At 63.9% G+C, this 18,020-nt stretch carries 16 protein-coding genes; 8 read left to right on the top strand and 8 right to left on the bottom strand.

Annotation, left to right across the window (positions count from 1 at the left end; genetic code table 11):
* Window position 1 precedes the first annotated feature (1 nt).
* Window positions 2-1,591, bottom strand: a complete 1,590-nt coding sequence (locus EP007_RS04510; RefSeq protein ID WP_128476520.1) for a hypothetical protein — start codon at window positions 1,589-1,591, stop codon at window positions 2-4.
* A 267-nt stretch (window positions 1,592-1,858) separates the two neighbouring features.
* Between EP007_RS04510 and map the strand changes: the two genes are divergently transcribed.
* On the top strand, window positions 1,859-2,755 hold the full coding sequence (map, locus tag EP007_RS04505; protein ID WP_128476519.1) for a type II methionyl aminopeptidase: 897 nt from the start codon (window positions 1,859-1,861) through the stop codon (window positions 2,753-2,755).
* Window positions 2,756-2,959: 204 nt separating this feature from the next.
* Here the strand turns inward: map and EP007_RS04500 are convergent, their stop codons facing one another.
* The 3 genes from EP007_RS04500 to EP007_RS04490 all read right to left on the bottom strand — a co-directional run bounded on the left by EP007_RS04500 (window position 2,960) and on the right by EP007_RS04490 (window position 5,644).
* Window positions 2,960-3,160, bottom strand: coding sequence for a DUF7835 family putative zinc beta-ribbon protein (locus EP007_RS04500; protein ID WP_128476518.1), 201 nt, complete (start codon window positions 3,158-3,160; stop codon window positions 2,960-2,962).
* Window positions 3,161-3,365: 205 nt separating this feature from the next.
* A complete protein-coding gene (locus tag EP007_RS04495) occupies window positions 3,366-4,967 on the bottom strand; it encodes a TrkH family potassium uptake protein (protein ID WP_128476517.1) in 1,602 nt (533 codons plus the stop codon).
* A complete protein-coding gene (locus EP007_RS04490; RefSeq protein ID WP_128476516.1) occupies window positions 4,964-5,644 on the bottom strand; it encodes a potassium channel family protein in 681 nt (226 codons plus the stop codon). The genes EP007_RS04495 and EP007_RS04490 overlap by 4 nt, the downstream gene beginning before the upstream one ends.
* A 110-nt stretch (window positions 5,645-5,754) precedes the next feature.
* Between EP007_RS04490 and EP007_RS04485 the strand changes: the two genes are divergently transcribed.
* The 3 genes from EP007_RS04485 to EP007_RS04475 all read left to right on the top strand — a co-directional run bounded on the left by EP007_RS04485 (window position 5,755) and on the right by EP007_RS04475 (window position 9,751).
* Window positions 5,755-6,294, top strand: a complete 540-nt coding sequence (locus EP007_RS04485; RefSeq protein WP_128476515.1) for an HIT family protein — start codon at window positions 5,755-5,757, stop codon at window positions 6,292-6,294.
* Window positions 6,295-6,344: 50 nt separating this feature from the next.
* Complete coding sequence (locus tag EP007_RS04480) at window positions 6,345-7,256, top strand: cation diffusion facilitator family transporter (protein WP_208023535.1); 912 nt, start codon at window positions 6,345-6,347, stop codon at window positions 7,254-7,256.
* Window positions 7,257-7,384: 128 nt separating this feature from the next.
* Window positions 7,385-9,751: a methyl-accepting chemotaxis protein gene (locus EP007_RS04475; protein ID WP_128476514.1), complete on the top strand. Its 2,367-nt coding sequence runs from the start codon at window positions 7,385-7,387 to the stop codon at window positions 9,749-9,751.
* A gap of 119 nt (window positions 9,752-9,870) precedes the next feature.
* Here the strand turns inward: EP007_RS04475 and EP007_RS04470 are convergent, their stop codons facing one another.
* Window positions 9,871-11,121 (bottom strand): tRNA (N(6)-L-threonylcarbamoyladenosine(37)-C(2))-methylthiotransferase, encoded by a 1,251-nt coding sequence (locus EP007_RS04470; RefSeq protein ID WP_128476513.1) that lies wholly within the window; start codon window positions 11,119-11,121, stop codon window positions 9,871-9,873.
* 169 nt (window positions 11,122-11,290) lie between these two features.
* Here EP007_RS04470 and EP007_RS04465 point away from each other — a divergent pair, with 169 nt between their 5' ends.
* Complete coding sequence (locus EP007_RS04465) at window positions 11,291-12,295, top strand: sodium:calcium antiporter (RefSeq protein WP_128476512.1); 1,005 nt, start codon at window positions 11,291-11,293, stop codon at window positions 12,293-12,295.
* 296 nt (window positions 12,296-12,591) lie between these two features.
* On the opposite strand, the gene deoC is transcribed toward EP007_RS04465, so the two are convergent.
* The 3 genes from deoC to tmk all read right to left on the bottom strand — a co-directional run bounded on the left by deoC (window position 12,592) and on the right by tmk (window position 14,659).
* Entirely contained in the window at window positions 12,592-13,233 is a 642-nt protein-coding gene (gene deoC / locus EP007_RS04460) for a deoxyribose-phosphate aldolase (protein ID WP_128476511.1), read from the bottom strand.
* A 336-nt stretch (window positions 13,234-13,569) separates the two neighbouring features.
* Entirely contained in the window at window positions 13,570-14,016 is a 447-nt protein-coding gene (locus EP007_RS04455) for a hypothetical protein (protein ID WP_128476510.1), read from the bottom strand.
* Window positions 14,017-14,047: 31 nt separating this feature from the next.
* The gene (gene tmk, locus EP007_RS04450) at window positions 14,048-14,659 is read right to left on the bottom strand and encodes a dTMP kinase (RefSeq protein ID WP_128476509.1); all 612 of its coding nucleotides are present in this window, start codon (window positions 14,657-14,659) and stop codon (window positions 14,048-14,050) included.
* Between the two features lie 129 nt (window positions 14,660-14,788).
* Here tmk and EP007_RS04445 point away from each other — a divergent pair, with 129 nt between their 5' ends.
* The 3 genes from EP007_RS04445 to EP007_RS04435 all read left to right on the top strand — a co-directional run bounded on the left by EP007_RS04445 (window position 14,789) and on the right by EP007_RS04435 (window position 17,892).
* Window positions 14,789-15,676 carry a complex I NDUFA9 subunit family protein gene (locus EP007_RS04445; RefSeq protein WP_128476508.1) on the top strand — a complete coding sequence of 296 codons (888 nt, stop codon included), beginning with the start codon at window positions 14,789-14,791 and terminating at the stop codon, window positions 15,674-15,676.
* Between the two features lie 268 nt (window positions 15,677-15,944).
* Window positions 15,945-17,126: a tubulin/FtsZ family protein gene (locus EP007_RS04440; RefSeq protein WP_128476507.1), complete on the top strand. Its 1,182-nt coding sequence runs from the start codon at window positions 15,945-15,947 to the stop codon at window positions 17,124-17,126.
* Window positions 17,104-17,892 carry a DUF4398 domain-containing protein gene (locus EP007_RS04435; protein WP_128476506.1) on the top strand — a complete coding sequence of 263 codons (789 nt, stop codon included), beginning with the start codon at window positions 17,104-17,106 and terminating at the stop codon, window positions 17,890-17,892. The genes EP007_RS04440 and EP007_RS04435 overlap by 23 nt, the downstream gene beginning before the upstream one ends.
* Window positions 17,893-18,020 lie beyond the last annotated feature (128 nt).

The raw sequence follows: 18,020 nt of genomic DNA, 5'->3' as shown, positions 1-18,020 counted from the left end.
GCTACACTTCCGCGGTGGTCGTCTCGTCGTCGGTTTCGTCAGTTTCCCCGTCGGCTTCAGTCGTAGTCTCGTCACCGATTTCGTCGGCTTCAGTCGTGGTCTCGTCGTCGGTTTCGTCAGTTTCCTCGTCGGCTTCAGTCGTAGTCTCGTCGTCTTCGGTCGTCGTCTCTTCGATGTTCATCTCGCCGCCGTCGGTCTCCTCGGTCTCAGTAATGTCGAGTTGCGCGGTCGAGCGCGCTATGTCGGTGTAGACGCCGTGGGTGTACGTTCCGGCCGGGAACGCGCCGATGCTGGCGTTGAACGTCACCGTCGTGGAGCCATCCGCGGGCACCTGCACGAGTTCGGAATCGATGACGTTACCCGCGATGCGGTACGAGAACTGCTTTGCGACTCGGTCGTTCCCGACGTTGACGAGGACGGCCTCAACGGTGAACGACTCGCCCTGTTCGACCGAACCGGGCGCGTTCAGGTTCTGAATGGAGATGAGCGCGAGCTGCCCGCTCCCAACATCGATGGCGCTGGCCGCGGCCGACCCGACGGTCGCGCGCTGGACGCTCACGCTATCGGCCGAGACGCTACTGACGGTCGCCTCGCCGACTTGCTCGGTCTCGCCAGCGGCCTCCTCGGTCGTGGTTTCCTGTTCTTCGTCAGCGACCATTCCGTCGTCCGCCTCGGTCGTGGTTTCTTGTTCTTCCTCGGCGACGACCCCGTCGTCCGCCTCGGTAGTCTCTTGGTCCATCACAGTGGTCGTCTCCTCTTGGAGCGCGACCTCTTCGGTCGTCGTCTCCTCATCGATTACCGTTTCCTCGTCGGCCGCGGTGGTCTCCTCGACGGGGTCGGCGGTCTCCTCGGCCTCGGTCGTACTCTCGGCGTCCGCTTCGGTCGTCGTTTCTTCTTCCTCGGCGGGCGTCTGGTCGGCTTCCGCGCCGATGTCCATGAGGACGAGCGTCTGGATGCTCATCTCGCTCACGCTCACGGTCTGGATGGTCGCGCTCTCGACCGTGACAGCTTCGAGTTGCGTCTGCTCGCCCGCGGTCGCCGTGGTCGTTTCCTGTGCGGCGACCGTCGTCTCTTCGCCCTCCGCGACAGTCGTTTCCTCACCGTCCGCTTCGGTCGTCGTCTCTTCTTGGAGCGCGGCCTCCTCGGTGGTCGCCTCGCCGCCGCTCTCGACGCGGACGTTCTGGACGACCAACTGCGAGACGTTCATCTGCTCGATGGTCAGGTCCTGCACCGTGGCGGACTCGACGGAGGTGTTCCCGCTCAGCGCCTGCGAGAGGCTCTGGTCGTCGGTCTGGAGGGTTTCCATCGAGACGCTCCGGACCGAGAGACTCTGGAGCCTGACGTTTTCGAGCGCCGCGTTGTCGAGGGTCCGGTTCTGGCTGACGACTTCGACCGAATCCACCTGCATGGTCTGAATCGTCGCGTCCTCGACCGTCGCGTTCGCTAACTGTAACTGCTCGACTTGAACGTTCTGTAGGGTGACAGTTTCCGACTGCGCGGCAGACGACGATGTCCCTCCGAGCGCCGCCAGCGGGACGCTGGCGAGAACGAGGGCCATCACCATCAGCACTGCGCCGGTTTCTCGTTGCATATGCAGGCAGTCATATCGCCAGAACCGCCAATAAACGGGACCAACCGTTTCGCACCGTTCGGGGTTTTGACGGGGTATTACCGCCGTTACCGCCGAGCTATCCCGGAAGTACGGCGGCCCTAACGGCTTTGTGGCGTGGCGACCGACGACCCCGGTTTGTCGTCGGTCAAACACGCTTGGCCTCGCGTCGCCGAGAGGATCGCTCCCCTTCGGTTCGCGTTCGCGCGAGACGGAAACTCTTTCCGGGACTCAGGACAACGTAGACCCATGAGCGAAACCGAGGTGGACCTTGACGCCGAGAAGTACGAGAAGCACCGCGAGGCCGGAGAAATCCTCGCACAGGTCCGCGAGGAGGCCGCCGACCGCGTCGAAGTCGGGACGACCCAGTTGGAGGTCGCCGAGTACGCCGAGGAGCGCATCCGCGAACTCGGCGGCGAACCCGCCTTCCCCGTCAACATCAGCGTGGATGAGGAGGCCGCCCACGCCACGCCGAGCGCGGGCGACGACACCGAGTTCGGTGAGGAGATGGTCAACCTCGACATCGGCGTCCACGTTGACGGCTGGATAGCTGACACCGCAATTACCGTGGACCTCTCTGGCACTCCCGAACTGCAGGAAGCCAGCGAGGAGGCGCTTGACGCGGCACTCGAAATGGTCGAACCCGGCGTTGGCACCGGCGACATCGGCGCGGAGATAGAGTCAGTCATCGACGGCTACGGCTACAACCCCGTGGTCAACCTCACCGGTCACGGACTCGACCACTACCAGCAACACGTCGCGCCGAACATCCCCAACCGGGCGGTGTCGCAGGGCGTCGAGTTGGAAGTCGGCGACGTGGTCGCCATCGAACCGTTCGCCACCGACGGCACCGGGAAAGTGACCGAGGGCAACGACGAGGAGATTTTCGCTTTGGAGCGGGAGGGGTCGGTCCGCGACCGGAGTGCGCGACAGGCGCTCGAACAGATTACCGAGGAGTTCCGGACGCTCCCCTTTGCCCAGCGATGGCTGGACGCGTCCCGCGCCGAGATGGCGCTGCGCCGCCTCAAGATGAACGACATCGTCCACGGCTACCCGGTCCTCAAGGAGGACGACGGGAAACTGGTGAGCCAGAAGGAACACACCCTCATCGTGACCGAGGACGGGTGCGAAGTCACGACTAAGTAGGCTCGCGGCGACGCCTTCGACGTAGCGAATCGACGACCGAATTTTCCCGAGCGTGACATCACTGCCGACGACGATACCTTTCGCTACGAGGTGTTTCGATTTCTGAGACAATTGCCGACGACGCGCGAAAACGAGACCGCGAGGTGTGTCGTCGGCGAAAACCCCCGTTTTCGCAGGGCCGATGCGGCGGGGACCGCGGCGGCGTTACGCGTTGTTCATCCGCTGGCTCGACTCTTCACCGCAGATTTCGCACTCGGTGACGCGGTAGGGTTCCCGCGAGAACTCGGCGTTCTCGCGCTTCTGACTCTCGGTCCGAATCTGGACGGAGACCTCGTGGGGCGTCTCGCGCCCGCAGTGGTCGCACGATTCCGTTATCGCTTGGAAACTGTGATTTTGTGTAGCCATCGTTACCTTCCTCTCGGTCTCTTCTTGCGCTGATAGGAGCATAAAAACCCCCTTCCGTTGGGGGGCGTTCGAACCGTTTATTCCGTTCCCGTCGGGCGATTCGTCGGAGAAAGAGAACGAGAGGAGTCGAGATAGTTTATAGAACAGTTAGAGAGAGTAATGAAACAAAAACACCGTGCAACGGCCGAAGTCTTTATATACTGTGTTACGGGTCGAGTCCGTAGAGAGCGGACCGCAGGAACACCAGTACCGGGATGATTTCGAGTCGGCCGATCCACATGTTGAACAGGAACATCGCTTCGGCGGGTGCGGGCATCTCCGGGCCAGTGATACCAGCCGAGAGTCCAACGTTACCCTGTGCGCTAGCGACCTCGAACAGCGCGTCCGCGTAGCTGAACGACGGCCCGGCAAGATTTACCAGAACGAGGCTACTAGCGAGGAGGATAAGGACCCAGAGTACGCTCACGATGGCCGCCTCGCTGAACTCCCGCTCCATTCCCTCGCGGTCGAGCAAGCGGTCGCCGATTTCGACGTTGACGACGGCCGACGCCGGGAGGAACACGCGGGAGAACTGCCACCGAATCCCCTTGCCGATAGTGTACCCGCGGATTATCTTGATGCCGCCGACCGTCGAACCGGCCGCTCCGCCAAGCGTCATGGCGAAGCTCACGATGAGTTTTCCGCCCGCGCTCCAACGTCCGATGGGTGCCGACTGAAACCCCGTACAGGTGAGCGCGCTGACGAACTGGAACGTCGAGTCTCGGAACACGTCCCACTCTCCCACGAAGGCGTCCCCGAACTGCGGCGTCAGGAGGTTCTGGACGGTCAGGGCGGCCACGCCGACCGCGAACAGGACGAACAGCCACTTGGTCTGTACGTCCTCGAAAAGCGCGCGCGGGTCGCGGTCGGTCAGCACCATGTAATGGATGGGGAACGCGATGGCACCGAGAGCCATTATCGGAAGCAGGACCGTCTCGACCAGCGTCGAGTCGTAGGTGGCGATGGAGTTGTCGGTGACGCTGAATCCGCCGGTCGAGAGACCGGTCATGGCGTGGTTGAGCGCCTGCCAGAAGGCGGTTCCCGTCGAGAGGGGTTCGCTGAGCGAAATCGCAACGAACAGCGCGAGAACCGCGAGGACGGTGTAGCCAGCGAAGATTTTCCAGACGGTTTGGACGGTGTGTATGATGCTCGGGTGGATGCGCTCCTCGCGGGTCTCGGCCTGATAGAGCGTGTAGCTTCCGCTTCCCGGCCGAGCGAGGATTGCGGTCGTGAGGACGATGACGCCGACGCCACCGACCCACTGGATGAGCGACCGCCACCACTGGATACCGTGGGGAAGCGATGGTTCGTGGATCGCCATCGTGAGACCGCTTCCGGTCCACCCCGACATGCTCTCGAAGAAGGCGTGAAGCGGATTTCGGAAGTACCTGAGACTCGACTCGGCGTACTCTGCGCCCGCCGGAACGAACGTCGCCATCACGTCGGGGGGAATGAGGTAGGCCGACAGAACGAACGGAAGCATTCCGAACGTCGCCGTGGCGAACCACCCACCTGCGGCGATGACCATCCCGTGTTTCATTTGGGGGTCCGGGGCCTCCGCGAACAGTTGACGGGCAACCCCGCCGAACAGCGCGGTGACGCCGCCAGCGAGCAGAAACGCCAGCGCGACGTACCACTCGCGGAATACGGCGGCGACCCCGATACTGAGCGTCATCAGTCCGGCCTGCATCAACACGAGTGCACCCACGTCTCGGAGGATAGTGGCGAGGTCCGCGGGCACACCTCGGACGGTGCGCCGTCGCCTCATGCTTCCTGATCCTCGTAGTGACCGAAGATGTCTGTCGTCTCCGGCGTCACGCCGGTCTCGGAGAAGACGGTCACGAGGTCGCCAGCCTTGATTTCGGTGTCACCGCGCGGGGTGATGATGTCGCCGTCGCGCTCGATGGCGACCACGAGAACACCCTCCCGAAACAGGCCCTCCTCGGCGGCCTGCGAGAGCGTCATACCGGAAACGTCGGCACCCTGTTGGACGGTTATCTCGAACACTTCGGCCCGGTCGCCGACGCGCATGTAGTCTTTGATGGACGGTCGCTTGACTGCCCTGTAGAGGTAGTCGGCGATGAGTCGCTGGGGGTTCTCCATCACGTTGACCCCGATTTGTCTAAAGAGATTCATATGTTCGGGGTTGTGGACGACCGAGACGATGGAGGGAATTTCCAGTTCCTTGCCGAGAAGGCTCACCATGACGTTCGTCGCGTCGTGCTGGGTCGTGGCGATGAGCGCGTCCGCTCGGTCGCCACCGGCCTCCTCTAATGTGTCCAGAACGGTGGCGTCGTCGTTCAACACCAGCGCGTCGAACTTCGAGGCGGCGGCTTCGGCGCGCTCCGGATTCTTCTCGATGACGACCACGTCGTTGTCGTTCTGGGACGCTATCTCGATAAGTTGCGAGCCGATATCTCCCGCTCCGACGATGACGATATACATTCGTGTCCCTCCTGAAAGGGGCGACACTTGAAAAGATACCTTTCTCTTCGCGTCGAACGAATCCCGTCGAAACCGCGGGAACCTAAACCCTCCTCGCCGATGGACGAGACATGGAACAGGTCTTCGCACCGTGGCGCATCGACTGGGTCGAGCGAGACGACGAGGGCGACATCGAGGGCTGTGTCTTCTGCGAACTCCCGGCGCGCGAGGACGACCGCGAAAATCTCGTCGTCGCCCGAAGCGACCACGCCTTCGTGATGTTCAACAACTACCCTTACAACCCCGGCCACGCGATGGTCATTCCCCGCGAACACACCGGCGACTATCGGGACCTCTCCGAGGAGGTTCTCCTCGACCACGCCCGCCTCAAGCAACGGACCTTCGACGCGCTCGAAACCGCGCTCTCGCCCACTGGGTTCAACGCGGGACTGAACCTCGGCGACGGCGCTGGCGGGTCCATCGACGACCATCTCCACACTCACGTCGTCCCGCGGTGGGAGGGCGACACCAACTTCATGCCGGTCGTCTCGGACACGAAGGTCATCGTGGAAGCGGTGGACGAGACCTACGACCGAGTGCGCGAGGCGTTCGCCGAGCAGGAGGGCGCGGCGGTGCCCGACGACGAGCGGGCGATTCGCTTCCAGTTCTGAGCGACGCACGAACGATACTCCCTTCTTTCCCGAGTTCGAAGCCATCCCCGATGAGCGAGCGGAGCATGCGCCGCGTTGGCGCGGTCGTCTTGGCGGTCAACGTCTTCCTCGTTGTCGCCAAGGGAGCGGTCTGGTGGACGACCGGGAGCCTCGCGGTCGGCTCGGAGGCGGTCAACAGCCTCGCGGACGCGGGGTACAGCGTCGTCATCCTCGCGGGTCTCTACCTGACGACCCAACCGCCCGACTTCAGCCACCCGCACGGCCACGAGCGCATCGAACCGTTCGTCTCGCTGTTCATCGCGCTCGGCGTGTTCGCGGCGGGTGGCGCGGTCCTCTGGCAGGCGACCACTTCGGTCCTCTCGGGCGAAGTCGGGGCCGGGACCGTCTCCCCGGCCGCGGTCGGCGTGCTGGTCGGCACCGCCGCTGTGAAGTTCGGTCTCTATCGCTACTGTCTCCGGGTCGCCGAGGAGACGCGCTCTCCGGCGCTGACCGCCACCGCGCTCGACAACCGTAACGACATCTTAACCGCGAGCGCGGCGCTCGTGGGCGTCCTCGGGACCGGCGTCGGCCTGCCCGTCCTCGACCCCATCGCGGCGGCGGTCGTCTCGGTCGGCATCCTCTACACGGGCTACGAAATCGTGCAGGACAACGTGGACTACCTCGTCGGGAGCGCGCCGCCCGAGGACTTGCGGGCCGAAATCATCCGCCGGGCGCTCGACCACCCCGACGTGGAGGGTGCCCACGACGCTATCGCCCACTACGTCGGCCCGGAAATCGACGTGAGCCTCCACATCGAGGTCGAGGGCGACCGGACGCTGTTCGAGGCCCACGACATCGAGACCGACATCGTGGAGTCTATCCGCGAGTTAGACGAGGTAGACGACGTGTTCGTCCACGTAGACCCGAAGGAACTCGGCGAGTGGAAAGACGACGAGACCGTCGAGGGTTTTGCGGAGACCTGAATTGGGAAATAAATCCAAAACACGGTGATGATTTAATATATTTAATCATATTTTAGCCATACATAATCTAACGCTCTCGAACTTCGCCTCTCGAAAAATATATGTTATAGAAGTAAACAAGCAGAGCTATGAATATTGACCCACGGGAAAGCTACAGCGCCAAGGTCCTCGTCGGACTCCTCGTGGTGTTGCTCGTCGGCGGTACGGCTGGCGGCTACACGTACATGACTACAGACGATACAGTCCGGACACAACAGCGAGCGACACTCGCTGGTCAGGCCGACGTACAAGACGATATCGTCGATATCGTCGTGGCGGACGGACTCGAAAGCACGGAGCGGGTCGCAAACCGAACTGAGACGACAGTCGAGGGATGGAGCGAACAGTCGTCACAGGAAGGAATCTCAAAAATAAGGCAGGACGGACCTCAATCGCTCGAAGCCCAGCTAAACTCTCTTTTTTCCTCCGAAGTCGAGCAGTCGGATTCGTTTCAGCGTCTCCACTACGTGAACGCGACGACGGGCCGGATTGTCGCTAGTTCCGACCCGGCGTCTCGTGAGGGCCGACTCACCGACCAGACACTCGGGGTCGCCGCGGCGTCTCCCAGCGAGACCGGGACCGGCGTCGAGTTCCGGTCAACGACAGACGGAAACTTCTGGCTGTTCCGGGTCCCGGTCGATGGACACTGGGTCGTCGCGGAAGTCTCGGTCTCGACGCTGACGGATGAACTCGACGCCGTGATGACCGACACGCGAACGCGCATCGTCAACGACGCGGGCGTCGTGGTCCTCGATACGGACAACGAGTCGTCGGTCGGGACCCAACACGTCCCGGACGACGGCGTCCAATCGCCCGCGGTCGAGGCGGGACTCGCTGGCAACGAGAGTGTGATGACCGTTGGGGGCGAGCAGTCCTCGACCGGCGAACGACTCGTCGTCGGCCACGACGGCATCGACGGCGTGAACTGGGCGCTCGTCAGCTACGCGCCGCCGAGCAGTCTGTTCTCGGTCGCTCAATCGGTCGGTCGCCAGATTTTGTTGCTCCTCGGACTCGTCGGGGTACTCCTGTTCGGATTCGCAACGGTCGTCGAGCGACCGACGATCAACGCGCTGTCGGACCTCTCGTCGCGCGCCGAGAAGCTCCGACAGGGAGACCTCGACACCGAAATCGAGACCGACCGGAGCGACGACGTGGGCGACCTCTACCGGTCGTTCGACCGGATGCGCTCGGACCTCCGTGAACGCATCGCAGAGGCCGAAGAGACCAAACAGGAGGCCCAACAGGCCCGAGCGGACGCCGAACAGCAGCGCGAGGAGGCCGATGCCGCACGCGAGGAAGTCCAAGCGGTCAAAGACCACCTCGAACACAAGGCCGAGGAGTACGAGGCCGCGATGAACGCGGCCGCCGACGGCGACCTCACGGTTCGCGTCGATGCCGAAAGCGACCACGAGGTCATCGCTTCGATGGGTCACCAACTGAACACGCTGTTGGTCGAACTCGAACGCACCGTCGCCGAGGTCGAGTCGTTCGCACACGAGGTCGTCGCGTCGAGCGAGCAACTCGGCACGAAGGCGAACGCGATTCGTGAGTCGGGCCAACAAGTCGGCGAGTCCGTCGAGACCATCGACGAACGGACCACCGACCAGCGCGAACGCCTCCGGGAAGTCGCTGGCGAGACTAACGACCTCTCCGCGACTATCGAGGAGGTCGCCTCGACCGCCGACGCCGTCGCCGATACGGCCAGTCGGACTGCGGACGAAGCCGAGTCTGGTCGGGTCGCCGCGGAGGACGCCGTCGATGCAATCGACCGGGTCGAGACGACCACCGAGACAGCCGTCGAGGAGGTCGATGAACTGGTCGAGCGAATCCACGACGTGAGCGACATCGTGGACATCATCTCGGACATCGCCGAGCAGACGAACCTCTTGGCACTGAACGCTAACATCGAGGCCGCACGGACCGACGCCGCGGGCAACGGTTTCGCGGTCGTCGCCGAAGAGGTCAAGTCACTCGCCCAAGAGACCCAGCATCACGCCGACGACATCGAGGAACACATCGAGGATATCCAGCGCCAGACCGAGACCACCGCCGAGCGGATGCGCGAGTCGCGGACGCAACTGGCCGAGGGAGCCGAGACCGTCGAGACGACACACGACGCCCTCCTCTCCGTGGCCGACCGCGTCGAGGAGACCGACGCAGGCATGCAGGACATCAGCGCCGCGACCGACGAACAGGCCGCGACCACCGAAGAGGTCGCCGCCATGGTAGACGACGTGAGCGACACCGCCGAGCGAACCGCCGAGGAGACCGAACGTGTCGCCTCGGCCGCTCGACAACAGTCCGCGACGCTCGACGAGGCAACCGAGGTCGTAGACGAACTGCGCTCGCGTGCCGACGACTTGGAGACCGCGGTCGAACAGTTCGAAGTCGAGAGCGACGCGACGACCGAATCAGACTCGGCCGCCACGGAATCCGACCTTCAAGAGACCAACTAACGGACGGTCCGTCGAACCGACCGCCGTCGTCGTCTTTTTGCCAGCGTTCGACCGTCGCTACACTGACCGAGAGAATCGTCTGAAACGGCGAGATATGACTTGAAACCGAAAAAGTCGCCTCAGACCGGTTCGCCGAAGGCGTACACCGTCTGGTGGCCCGTAATTTCTACGTCCACGAAGTCGCCGACTTCGACGCCGTGGTCGTCGGCGTTCTGGACGATGACCTGCCGGTAGGCTTCGTCGTAGCACTTCACGGAGTCGCCGGTGCCCTCCTCGACCACCAGCACCTCGTGAGTCTCGCCGACCATGTCGTCGTAGGCCTCGGCGACTACGTCCATCTTCAGGTCGGTCATCGCCTTCGAGCGGTCCTTCTTGGTCTGGCCGCCGAGTCCCTTCATCTCCGCGGCGTCGGTGCCGGGACGCTTCGAGAATCTGGTGACGTTGATCTTCTCCGGGCGGGTCTCGCGCAACAGCGCCATACTCTGGGCGTGGTCCTCGTCTTCCTCCGAGGGGAACCCGACGATGAAGTCGGTCGAGAGCGTCCAGTAGTCCAGATACTCGTCGAACGTCTCGACGATTTCGACGTACTCCGACACTTGGTGCTGGCGGCGCATGTCGCCCAGCACGTCGTCGGACCCCGACTGGACGGGCGCGTGGATGAAGTTGTAGATTTTCTCGTTCTCGGCGAACACCGCGGCCAGTTCCTCGCGGATGCCGTGGACGCCCTTCGGGTTCGCCATCCCGACCCGGACCCGGAACTCGCCCTCGATGTCGCAGATGCGGTCGAGCAGTTCGTGGAGTTTGCGCTCGCCGTCGTCCCAGCCGTAGACGCCGGTGTCCTGTCCCGTGATTCGAATCTCTTTCGCACCGGCGTGGACCAGCGCGCGCGCCTTCTCGACGTTCTCTTCGACCGGCGGCGAGTCGATTTTGCCGGTCGCTTTCTTCGTGATGCAGTACGAGCAGTCGGACATGCAACCGCGGGCGATGGGGAGGATACCGATGACGCCGTCGAGAATCGGCTCGGCGTCGGGCGTCGTCGTCGGACACTCGCCGTTCGTGACTGCCTCGGGCACCTCGTCCCAGTGAAGAACGTCGGCATCGACGCCAGCGTCGCGGAACTCCTCGCCCTGCGCCAAGGCCATGCAACCGGTGACGATGAGGTCGGCCGTCTCGTCTTCCAACTCCTCGGCCCGCCGGAGCATGTTGCGCTCGGTCTTCTCGACGACCGTGCAGGTGTTGAGGATGGCCACGTCGGCCGCCTCGGCACCCTCGACGCGGTGGTGGCCCGCGTCGCGGAGCCGCCGCTCTATCTGGCGGCTCTCGCCCCGGTTCGATGTGCAACCGTAGGTTTCGATGTGATACCGGGCCATTCGCTACGGTATCTTTTCGACTACGCGGGCAAAAGCGCGACGGATTCCGGTCCCGTTTCCGGCGGTAATCGCGTCGGGAGTTTCCGGCGGTTGCACCGAGCGGTTCGTCTCCCCGCGACCCGATAGCTACCCCACAACGAACTTGTCCGTTCCCGTTTACGTTTCGGTCGTGTCGCTCGCGCTTTCGCTCGCCCTCGCCGTCGTCTCGACGGCCGTCATCTGGAAAGGGAGCATCTGGCTCGAAGACGCCGCCGAGCAGTTGGCGGCCTACTACGGCCTGCCAGCCGTCGTGCAGGGCGCGGTCGTCGCCGCAATCGGGTCCAGTTTTCCGGAGCTATCCAGCACCGTCATCGCCACGTTCGTTCACGGGAACTTCGAACTTGGCGCGGCGGCCATCGTCGGGTCGGCGGTGTTCAACATCCTCGTCATCCCGGCCCTCTCGACGCTCGCGGGGACCGAATCCCTCGACGCCGACCGGAGCGTCGTGTTCAAGGAGACCCAGTTCTACATGGTCGCAGTGGCGGCCACGCTGGTCGTCTTCTCGTTCGCGGTCATCTACTTCCCCAGTCCCGGCGACTCGCTCAGCGGGACGTTCACCCGGCCGCTCGCCCTGCTTCTGGTCGCGCTCTATGGTCTCTACATTTTCATTCAGTATCTCGACACGCGGGACCTGCGCGAACCGCGAGTCACCGACGCGAACGCCGCGCGGCTCTGGGGGACGCTCGCGGTGAGTCTCCTCGTCATCGTCGTCGGCGTCGAAGGTCTCGTCGAGGCCGTCCTCGACTTCGAGGAGAGTCTTGGCATCCCGAGTTTCTTCTGGGGGCTGACCGTCGTCGCAATCGTCACCAGCCTCCCCGATACCTTCGTCAGCGTGCGCTCCTCCCAGAAGGGCGCGGACGTGACTAGCCTCGCCAACGTCCTCGGGAGCAACGTCTTCGACCTGCTCGTGGCGCTCCCCGCGGGCGTCCTCGTCGCTGGCGCGACTCCCGTTGAGTTCGGCGTCGCGGTCCCGATGATGGCGGCGCTCGTCGCGGCGACGATACTCTTTTTCGCGCTCGCTCGGACCGACCTCGCACTCAGCAGGCGCGAGGCCTACGCGCTCTTGGTCGCCTACGCCGCGTTCGTCGGTTGGTTGCTGTTGGAGACTGCGGGGGTGACGAGTCTGATAGGATGAGTCAGGCCGGATTTTCTTGGGGCATCGCGTCGGGGAGAAAACAGCCGTTTCATCTCCCGCGGGCGGGACACGTTTACGTCTCCTAAATCCTCCCGTCGCCGGGGGAACGTCCGGTCTCGGTATGCGGCCAAGAACAAACTCCGAGAACGTCGTCGCACTCGGCGTCGGGATAACCCGGTGAGAACTCATGGACTGACCAAACGTACTCCTTCAGGCGGACGGCGGAGAACTGTTCGGCAACCTTCCGGAGTGGCTCGGCAATGCGCTCTCGGAAATCATCGCCGCGCTCCCGCGGCTCAGTAGTTCCGCCGGAAGTCCTCGACGATTTCGACGCCCGAACTCGCGCCGATGCGCTCGGCCCCGGCGTCGAACATCGCCTTCGCTTGCTCGTAGTCGCCGACGCCGCCGCTGGCTTTCACCGGCAGATACTCGCTCATCAGTTCCACGTCCGGGACTTCCGCGCCGCCGTCGGCGAACCCGGTCGAGGTCTTGACGAACGCGGCATCGGCCTCCTCGGCGGCCTCGCAGGCGGCGCGTTTCTCCTCGTCGGTCAGCAGTGCGGTCTCGATGATAACCTTGACCGGAATCGGCACCGCGGCGACGACCTCCTCGATGTCCTCGCGGACTGCCTCGTGGTCTCCGGCCTTCAGGCGGCCGATATTGATGACCATGTCCAACTCGTCCGCGCCGTCCTCGTAGGCGAGGACGGCCTCCTCGCGCTTGGCCGCGGTGGCGTTTTGGCCGTGCGGGAAGCCGATGACCGTGGCGAGCGTCACGTCGGGAGCGTACTCGTCGGCCTCGGCGACGAAGCACGGCGGGATGCAGGCGTTCATGCCGTACTCGGCGGCCGCGTCGAGGACTTCCTCCACGTCGGCGAGGGTGGTCTCCGGTCCGAGGACGGTGTGGTCTATCTTCGCGGCGAGTTCGTCGTCGTTCATGCTCGGAACTGATACGTCGCGGCGATAAAAAGGCGATTATCTGTGGAGTGAGGGCGTGACGGGAGTCGGGACAGAACTCTCCGTGAAAGTCCGAATGGAACTTGTAGATCGAGTTGAGTCTAAGCTAGCTACTGCCGACACCACTCATACCGCAACCGCACAGCCCCGCGACGGCCTCACGCCTCCCCAGCCTCCTGCGTTGCTCGGTCTCCGCTTCGCTCCGACCTGCGCTACTCGTCCCTCGCGCGGTTGGCGCGCGCAGAACTGCGCGCGCCAGCACGCGCCGGGAAATATCCAAAAATTCGCGTTTCCGACGACTTCCAACCGAGGTTCGACTTACTGCGAGAGGAGGATTCGCGCGAGAACCAGCGCGGTCAGCGTGGGCGCGAACGAGAGCCACCCGACCCCGCCGAGAATCGCCAGCAACTCCCACCCGTAGAGCAGTCCCGGACCGCCCGCGAGGACGACCGCGACGACGACGCCGACCGTCGCCCGCGCCCACGCCAGCGTCTCGGGACCGGCCCAGAGGACCGCGAAGGCGTCGAGGGCGTCCGCGAGGACGACCGCGAGCAGGACCCACGAGACCCTGACGCGGGTGGGTCGAGAAATCTTCTCCGGCTGCTCGGGCACCGGAAAGACGAGGCGGATGCGCTCGGGGAGTCGCACCTCGGGGAGCGACATCGGCGGGAGCGAGAACCGGAATCCGGAGTCGTCGCGCTCCCGGCGGCCGCGCTCGCTCGCACTCTCTCGGGGTCGGCTTCGCCCGGCGTCCTCGTCTGCCATACCTCGTGCTACGCTATCGAACGACAAAGGGCTATTCGTCCCGTTCCTCGCGCTCCCCGCGGTCATCGAGCAGTCGCTCGACCGCGTCCACCGCGGCGTCGATGACCTCTTCGGGCGAGCGCGTGGCGTCGATGCGGACGAACCGCTCGGGTTCGGCGTCGCGCAGTCGCTCGTAGTTCGACTGGACCTGACTCAGGAACGCGGCCTGCTCGAACTTGTTGGTCGCGCCGCTCCGGGCCGCACCGGTCTCGGGGTCCACGTCGAAGTAGAGCGTCGCGTCCGGCGGTCTGGTCCACGGTTGGTGGACCCCCCGGATGTACTCCAACGGGCGCTTGACGTCGTTTTCGATGCTGACCGCCTGATAGGCGTACCGCGAGTCCGAGTAGCGGTCCGAGACGACGACCTTCCCGTCGGCGAGGGCGGGCCGGACCGTCTCCGAGAGGTGGTTGGCGTGGTCGGCGGTGTAGAGGAACAGTTCCGCCAGCGAGTCGGCGTCGTCGTTCGAAACCGAGCGGTTCACTGCGTCGCCGTACCACGAGTCGGTCGGTTCGTGAGTGTAGACGAACTCGGGGAACTCCTCGCGCAGGACCTCCCAGACGGTCGTCTTGCCGCTCCCGTCGAGACCCTCCAGCGTGATGAGCATACTCGGAGGTGGTCTCGGCTCGGTATAAAGACCTGCGAGTCGGGTCGGGCGAGTCGGAACTCCGTTCGAGTGCGAAAGATTCGGGTCGGAAGCAGTTAGCTTTACCTTCCGACGGTACTTATTCCCGATATGAATATTCTTGTAGCGGGCGGAACCGGATTCATCGGGACGAATCTCGTGCGCGAACTGGACGACGACGGCCACGACGTGACCGTGTTGGCGCGTGACCCCGACGAGGCGGACCTTCCGGCAGGCGTCGAGCGCGCCCGCGGCGACGTGACGGCTTACGACTCCATCGAGAGCGCGTTCGAGGGCCAAGACGCGGTGGTAAACCTCGTGGCGCTTTCGCCGCTGTTCAAGCCCTCCGGTGGAATCTCCCACATGGAGGTCCACCTCGGTGGTACGCAGAACGTCGTGAAAGCCGCCGAGGACCACGGCGTTCGGAAGATCGTCCAAATGAGCGCGCTCGGCGCGAACCCCACCGGGGCGACCGAGTACCTGCGCGCGAAGGGCCAAGCCGAACAGGTCGTCGAGGACTCGGCGTTGGCGACCACCATCATCCGGCCCTCGGTCGTCTTCGGCGAGGGCGGGGAGTTCGTCTCGTTCACGAGGGTTCTGACGACGCCGTACGTCACGGCGCTTCCCGGCGGCGGCCGCACGCGCTTTCAGCCGATTTGGGTCGGCGACCTCGTGCCGATGCTCGCCGAGAGCGTCGCGGAGGACCACGACGGCGAGACCTACGAAATCGGCGGCCCGGAGGTGCTGACGCTGGCCGACGTGACTCGCCTCGCGTACCGCGCGGACGGAAAGTCCGTGACGATTCTCCCGCTCCCGATGGCGCTCGCGCGCGTCGGACTAACCGCCGCGGGTCCGGTGCCGTTCGTCCCGTTCGGGAGCGACCAGTACCGGTCGCTGAAGTTCGACAACACGGTCGAACACAACGACATCGACGCGTTCGGCGTCGAGACGAGCGATTTGACCACGCTCGGGTCGTATCTTGGCGTCGCCGAACGGTAGTCGAGAGACGAGTTTAGCGGAATCGCCGTCAGACGAGCGTCAGACGCCCGTTTGACGGGATTTACTCGCCAATCGTTGGATACATTGACTGGGCAACAAACTTAAAAGGACATGTCCGTGAGCTGGTGGTGGGTCCCGATACCCGGAAATACCGGGTTAACGTCGGGCGATTCGGCGTAAAACGCCATTTCCGGTGTCCGTGGAACGGACCAAAAGGATTATCACCCCTTCGTGGTTGTATTTCTCCCAACGGAGTACGGTCCGGAAAATGAAGCTCGCAATGATTGGTTTCGGGCAGGCCGGTGGGAAAATCGTGGACAAGTTCCTGGAATACGACCAGCGAACTGGAAGCGATATCGTCAGGTCCGCAGTCGCGGTTAACTCCGCGAAGGCAGACCTGATGGGACTCGACAATATCCCGCAGGATAATCGCGTCCTCATTGGTCAATCCCGTGTGAAAGGTCACGGAGTAGGAGCAGACAACGAACTTGGCGCGGAAATCGCCGAGGAAGACATCGACGAGGTTCAGGGAGCCATCGACAACATCCCTGTCCACGAAGTCGATGCGTTCCTCATCGTCGCAGGGATGGGGGGTGGCACCGGCTCTGGCGGTGCCCCGGTGCTGGCAAAGCACCTCAAGCGCATCTACACCGAACCGGTGTACGGTCTCGGTGTCCTGCCCGGAAGCGACGAAGGCGGCATCTACACGCTGAATGCCGCGCGGTCGTTCCAGACGTTCGTCCGCGAAGTGGACAACCTGATGGTGTTCGACAACGACGCGTGGCGACAGTCCGGCGAGTCCATCGAGGGCGGTTACGACGAAATCAACGAGGAAATCGTCCGGCGGTTCGGCATCCTCTTCGGCGCGGGCGAAGTCACCGGCGACGGCGAGGTGGCAGAGAGCGTCGTGGACTCCAGCGAGATTATCAACACGCTCGCTGGCGGCGGCGTCTCGACCATCGGCTACGCCGCCGAGGAAGTCGAGAACGAACAGTCGTCCAGCGGACTGCTCTCGCGGTTCACCGGCGGCGACGAGGACACCCAGACCGACACCGCCAACACCACCAACCGCATCACCAGTCTCGTCCGGAAGGCGGCGCTCGGGCGACTCACCCTGCCCTGCGAAATCGAGGGCACCGAGCGCGCCCTCCTCGTCCTGAGCGGCCCGCCGCGCCACCTCAATCGGAAAGGCATAGAGCGCGGGCGGAAGTGGCTCGAAGAGCAGACCGGTTCGATGGAAGTCCGCGGTGGCGACTACCCAGTCGCCGACTCCCAGTACGTCGCCAGCGTCGTGCTCCTGTCGGGCGTGAACAACGTCCCGCGCATCAAGGAGCTACAGGAGGTCGCCATCGAGGCACAGGACAACATCGACGAGATTCAGGAGGAGAGCGAAGAGAACTTGGAAGAACTCGTGGAGGACGACGACGATGAACTCGAACCACTGTTCTAAACTACTCGCGCTGTTGCTCGCGGCGACGCTGGTCGTCTCGGCGGTCGGTCCCGCCGCGGCGATGTCGGCCTCGGCGAGCGGCGCGCCCGACGAAAAGCAGGTCGGCGAGGACGTAGAATCGACGTTCACCATCACCAAGCCGTTCAGCGAGTACAATACGTGGACGCTAAACGGAGAAACCGAACTGGACGACGTGACGTGGACCGTCCAACTGTTCGACCAGAGCGGGTCGAAGATAGACCAGAGTTCCTACGACGGCCAGTCGTTCAACCACTCGCTGGAGCAGAGCGATGCGTTTGAGGTGAAAGTCGTCGTCAAGGGGACAGTTCCCGAAGTCGAGAACTTCACCTACGACCCCGAGCAGGAACTGGCGCTGGCCGAACTGAACCAGCTCCGTGACGGCGGCAGTAGCGCCTCCATCGACGAGTGGACGTTCCGACCGTACACCACAGAGAGCCAAGAGGCGCGCGACGCCATCGACTCGGCGCGCGACGCCATCGACTCGGCCGACGGTTCCGGCGCGGACGTTTCCGGTGCCGAGGACACCCTCAGCAACGCCGTCTCGGCGTTCGACGCCGAGAACTTCGGCAACGCGGTGGACCTCGCCGACGAGGCTCAGACGAAGGCCGAGAACTCCCAGCAGTCGAGCCAGCAGACCCAGATGCTCCTCTACGGGGCCGCCGGACTGCTCGCGCTCGTCGTCGTGGTGGGCGGTGCGCTCTGGTACCGCTCGAACCAGCAAGACGACTACGACAAACTGCGCTGACGCGACTTCGCTTTCGGACCGTTTTCGCGTTCGCGCGCAACGGGGTGTCATCGTGGGGTAATCGTGATTGACCGAGCGACCGTCGGCGACGAGTCGGCGTCGCCGACAGCACGCCGTCGCTGGCGGGG

The organism is Halorussus pelagicus (genome assembly GCF_004087835.1).
GTDB lineage: Archaea > Halobacteriota > Halobacteria > Halobacteriales > Haladaptataceae > Halorussus > Halorussus pelagicus.
This window is presented reverse-complemented; position numbering and strand designations above follow the sequence as displayed.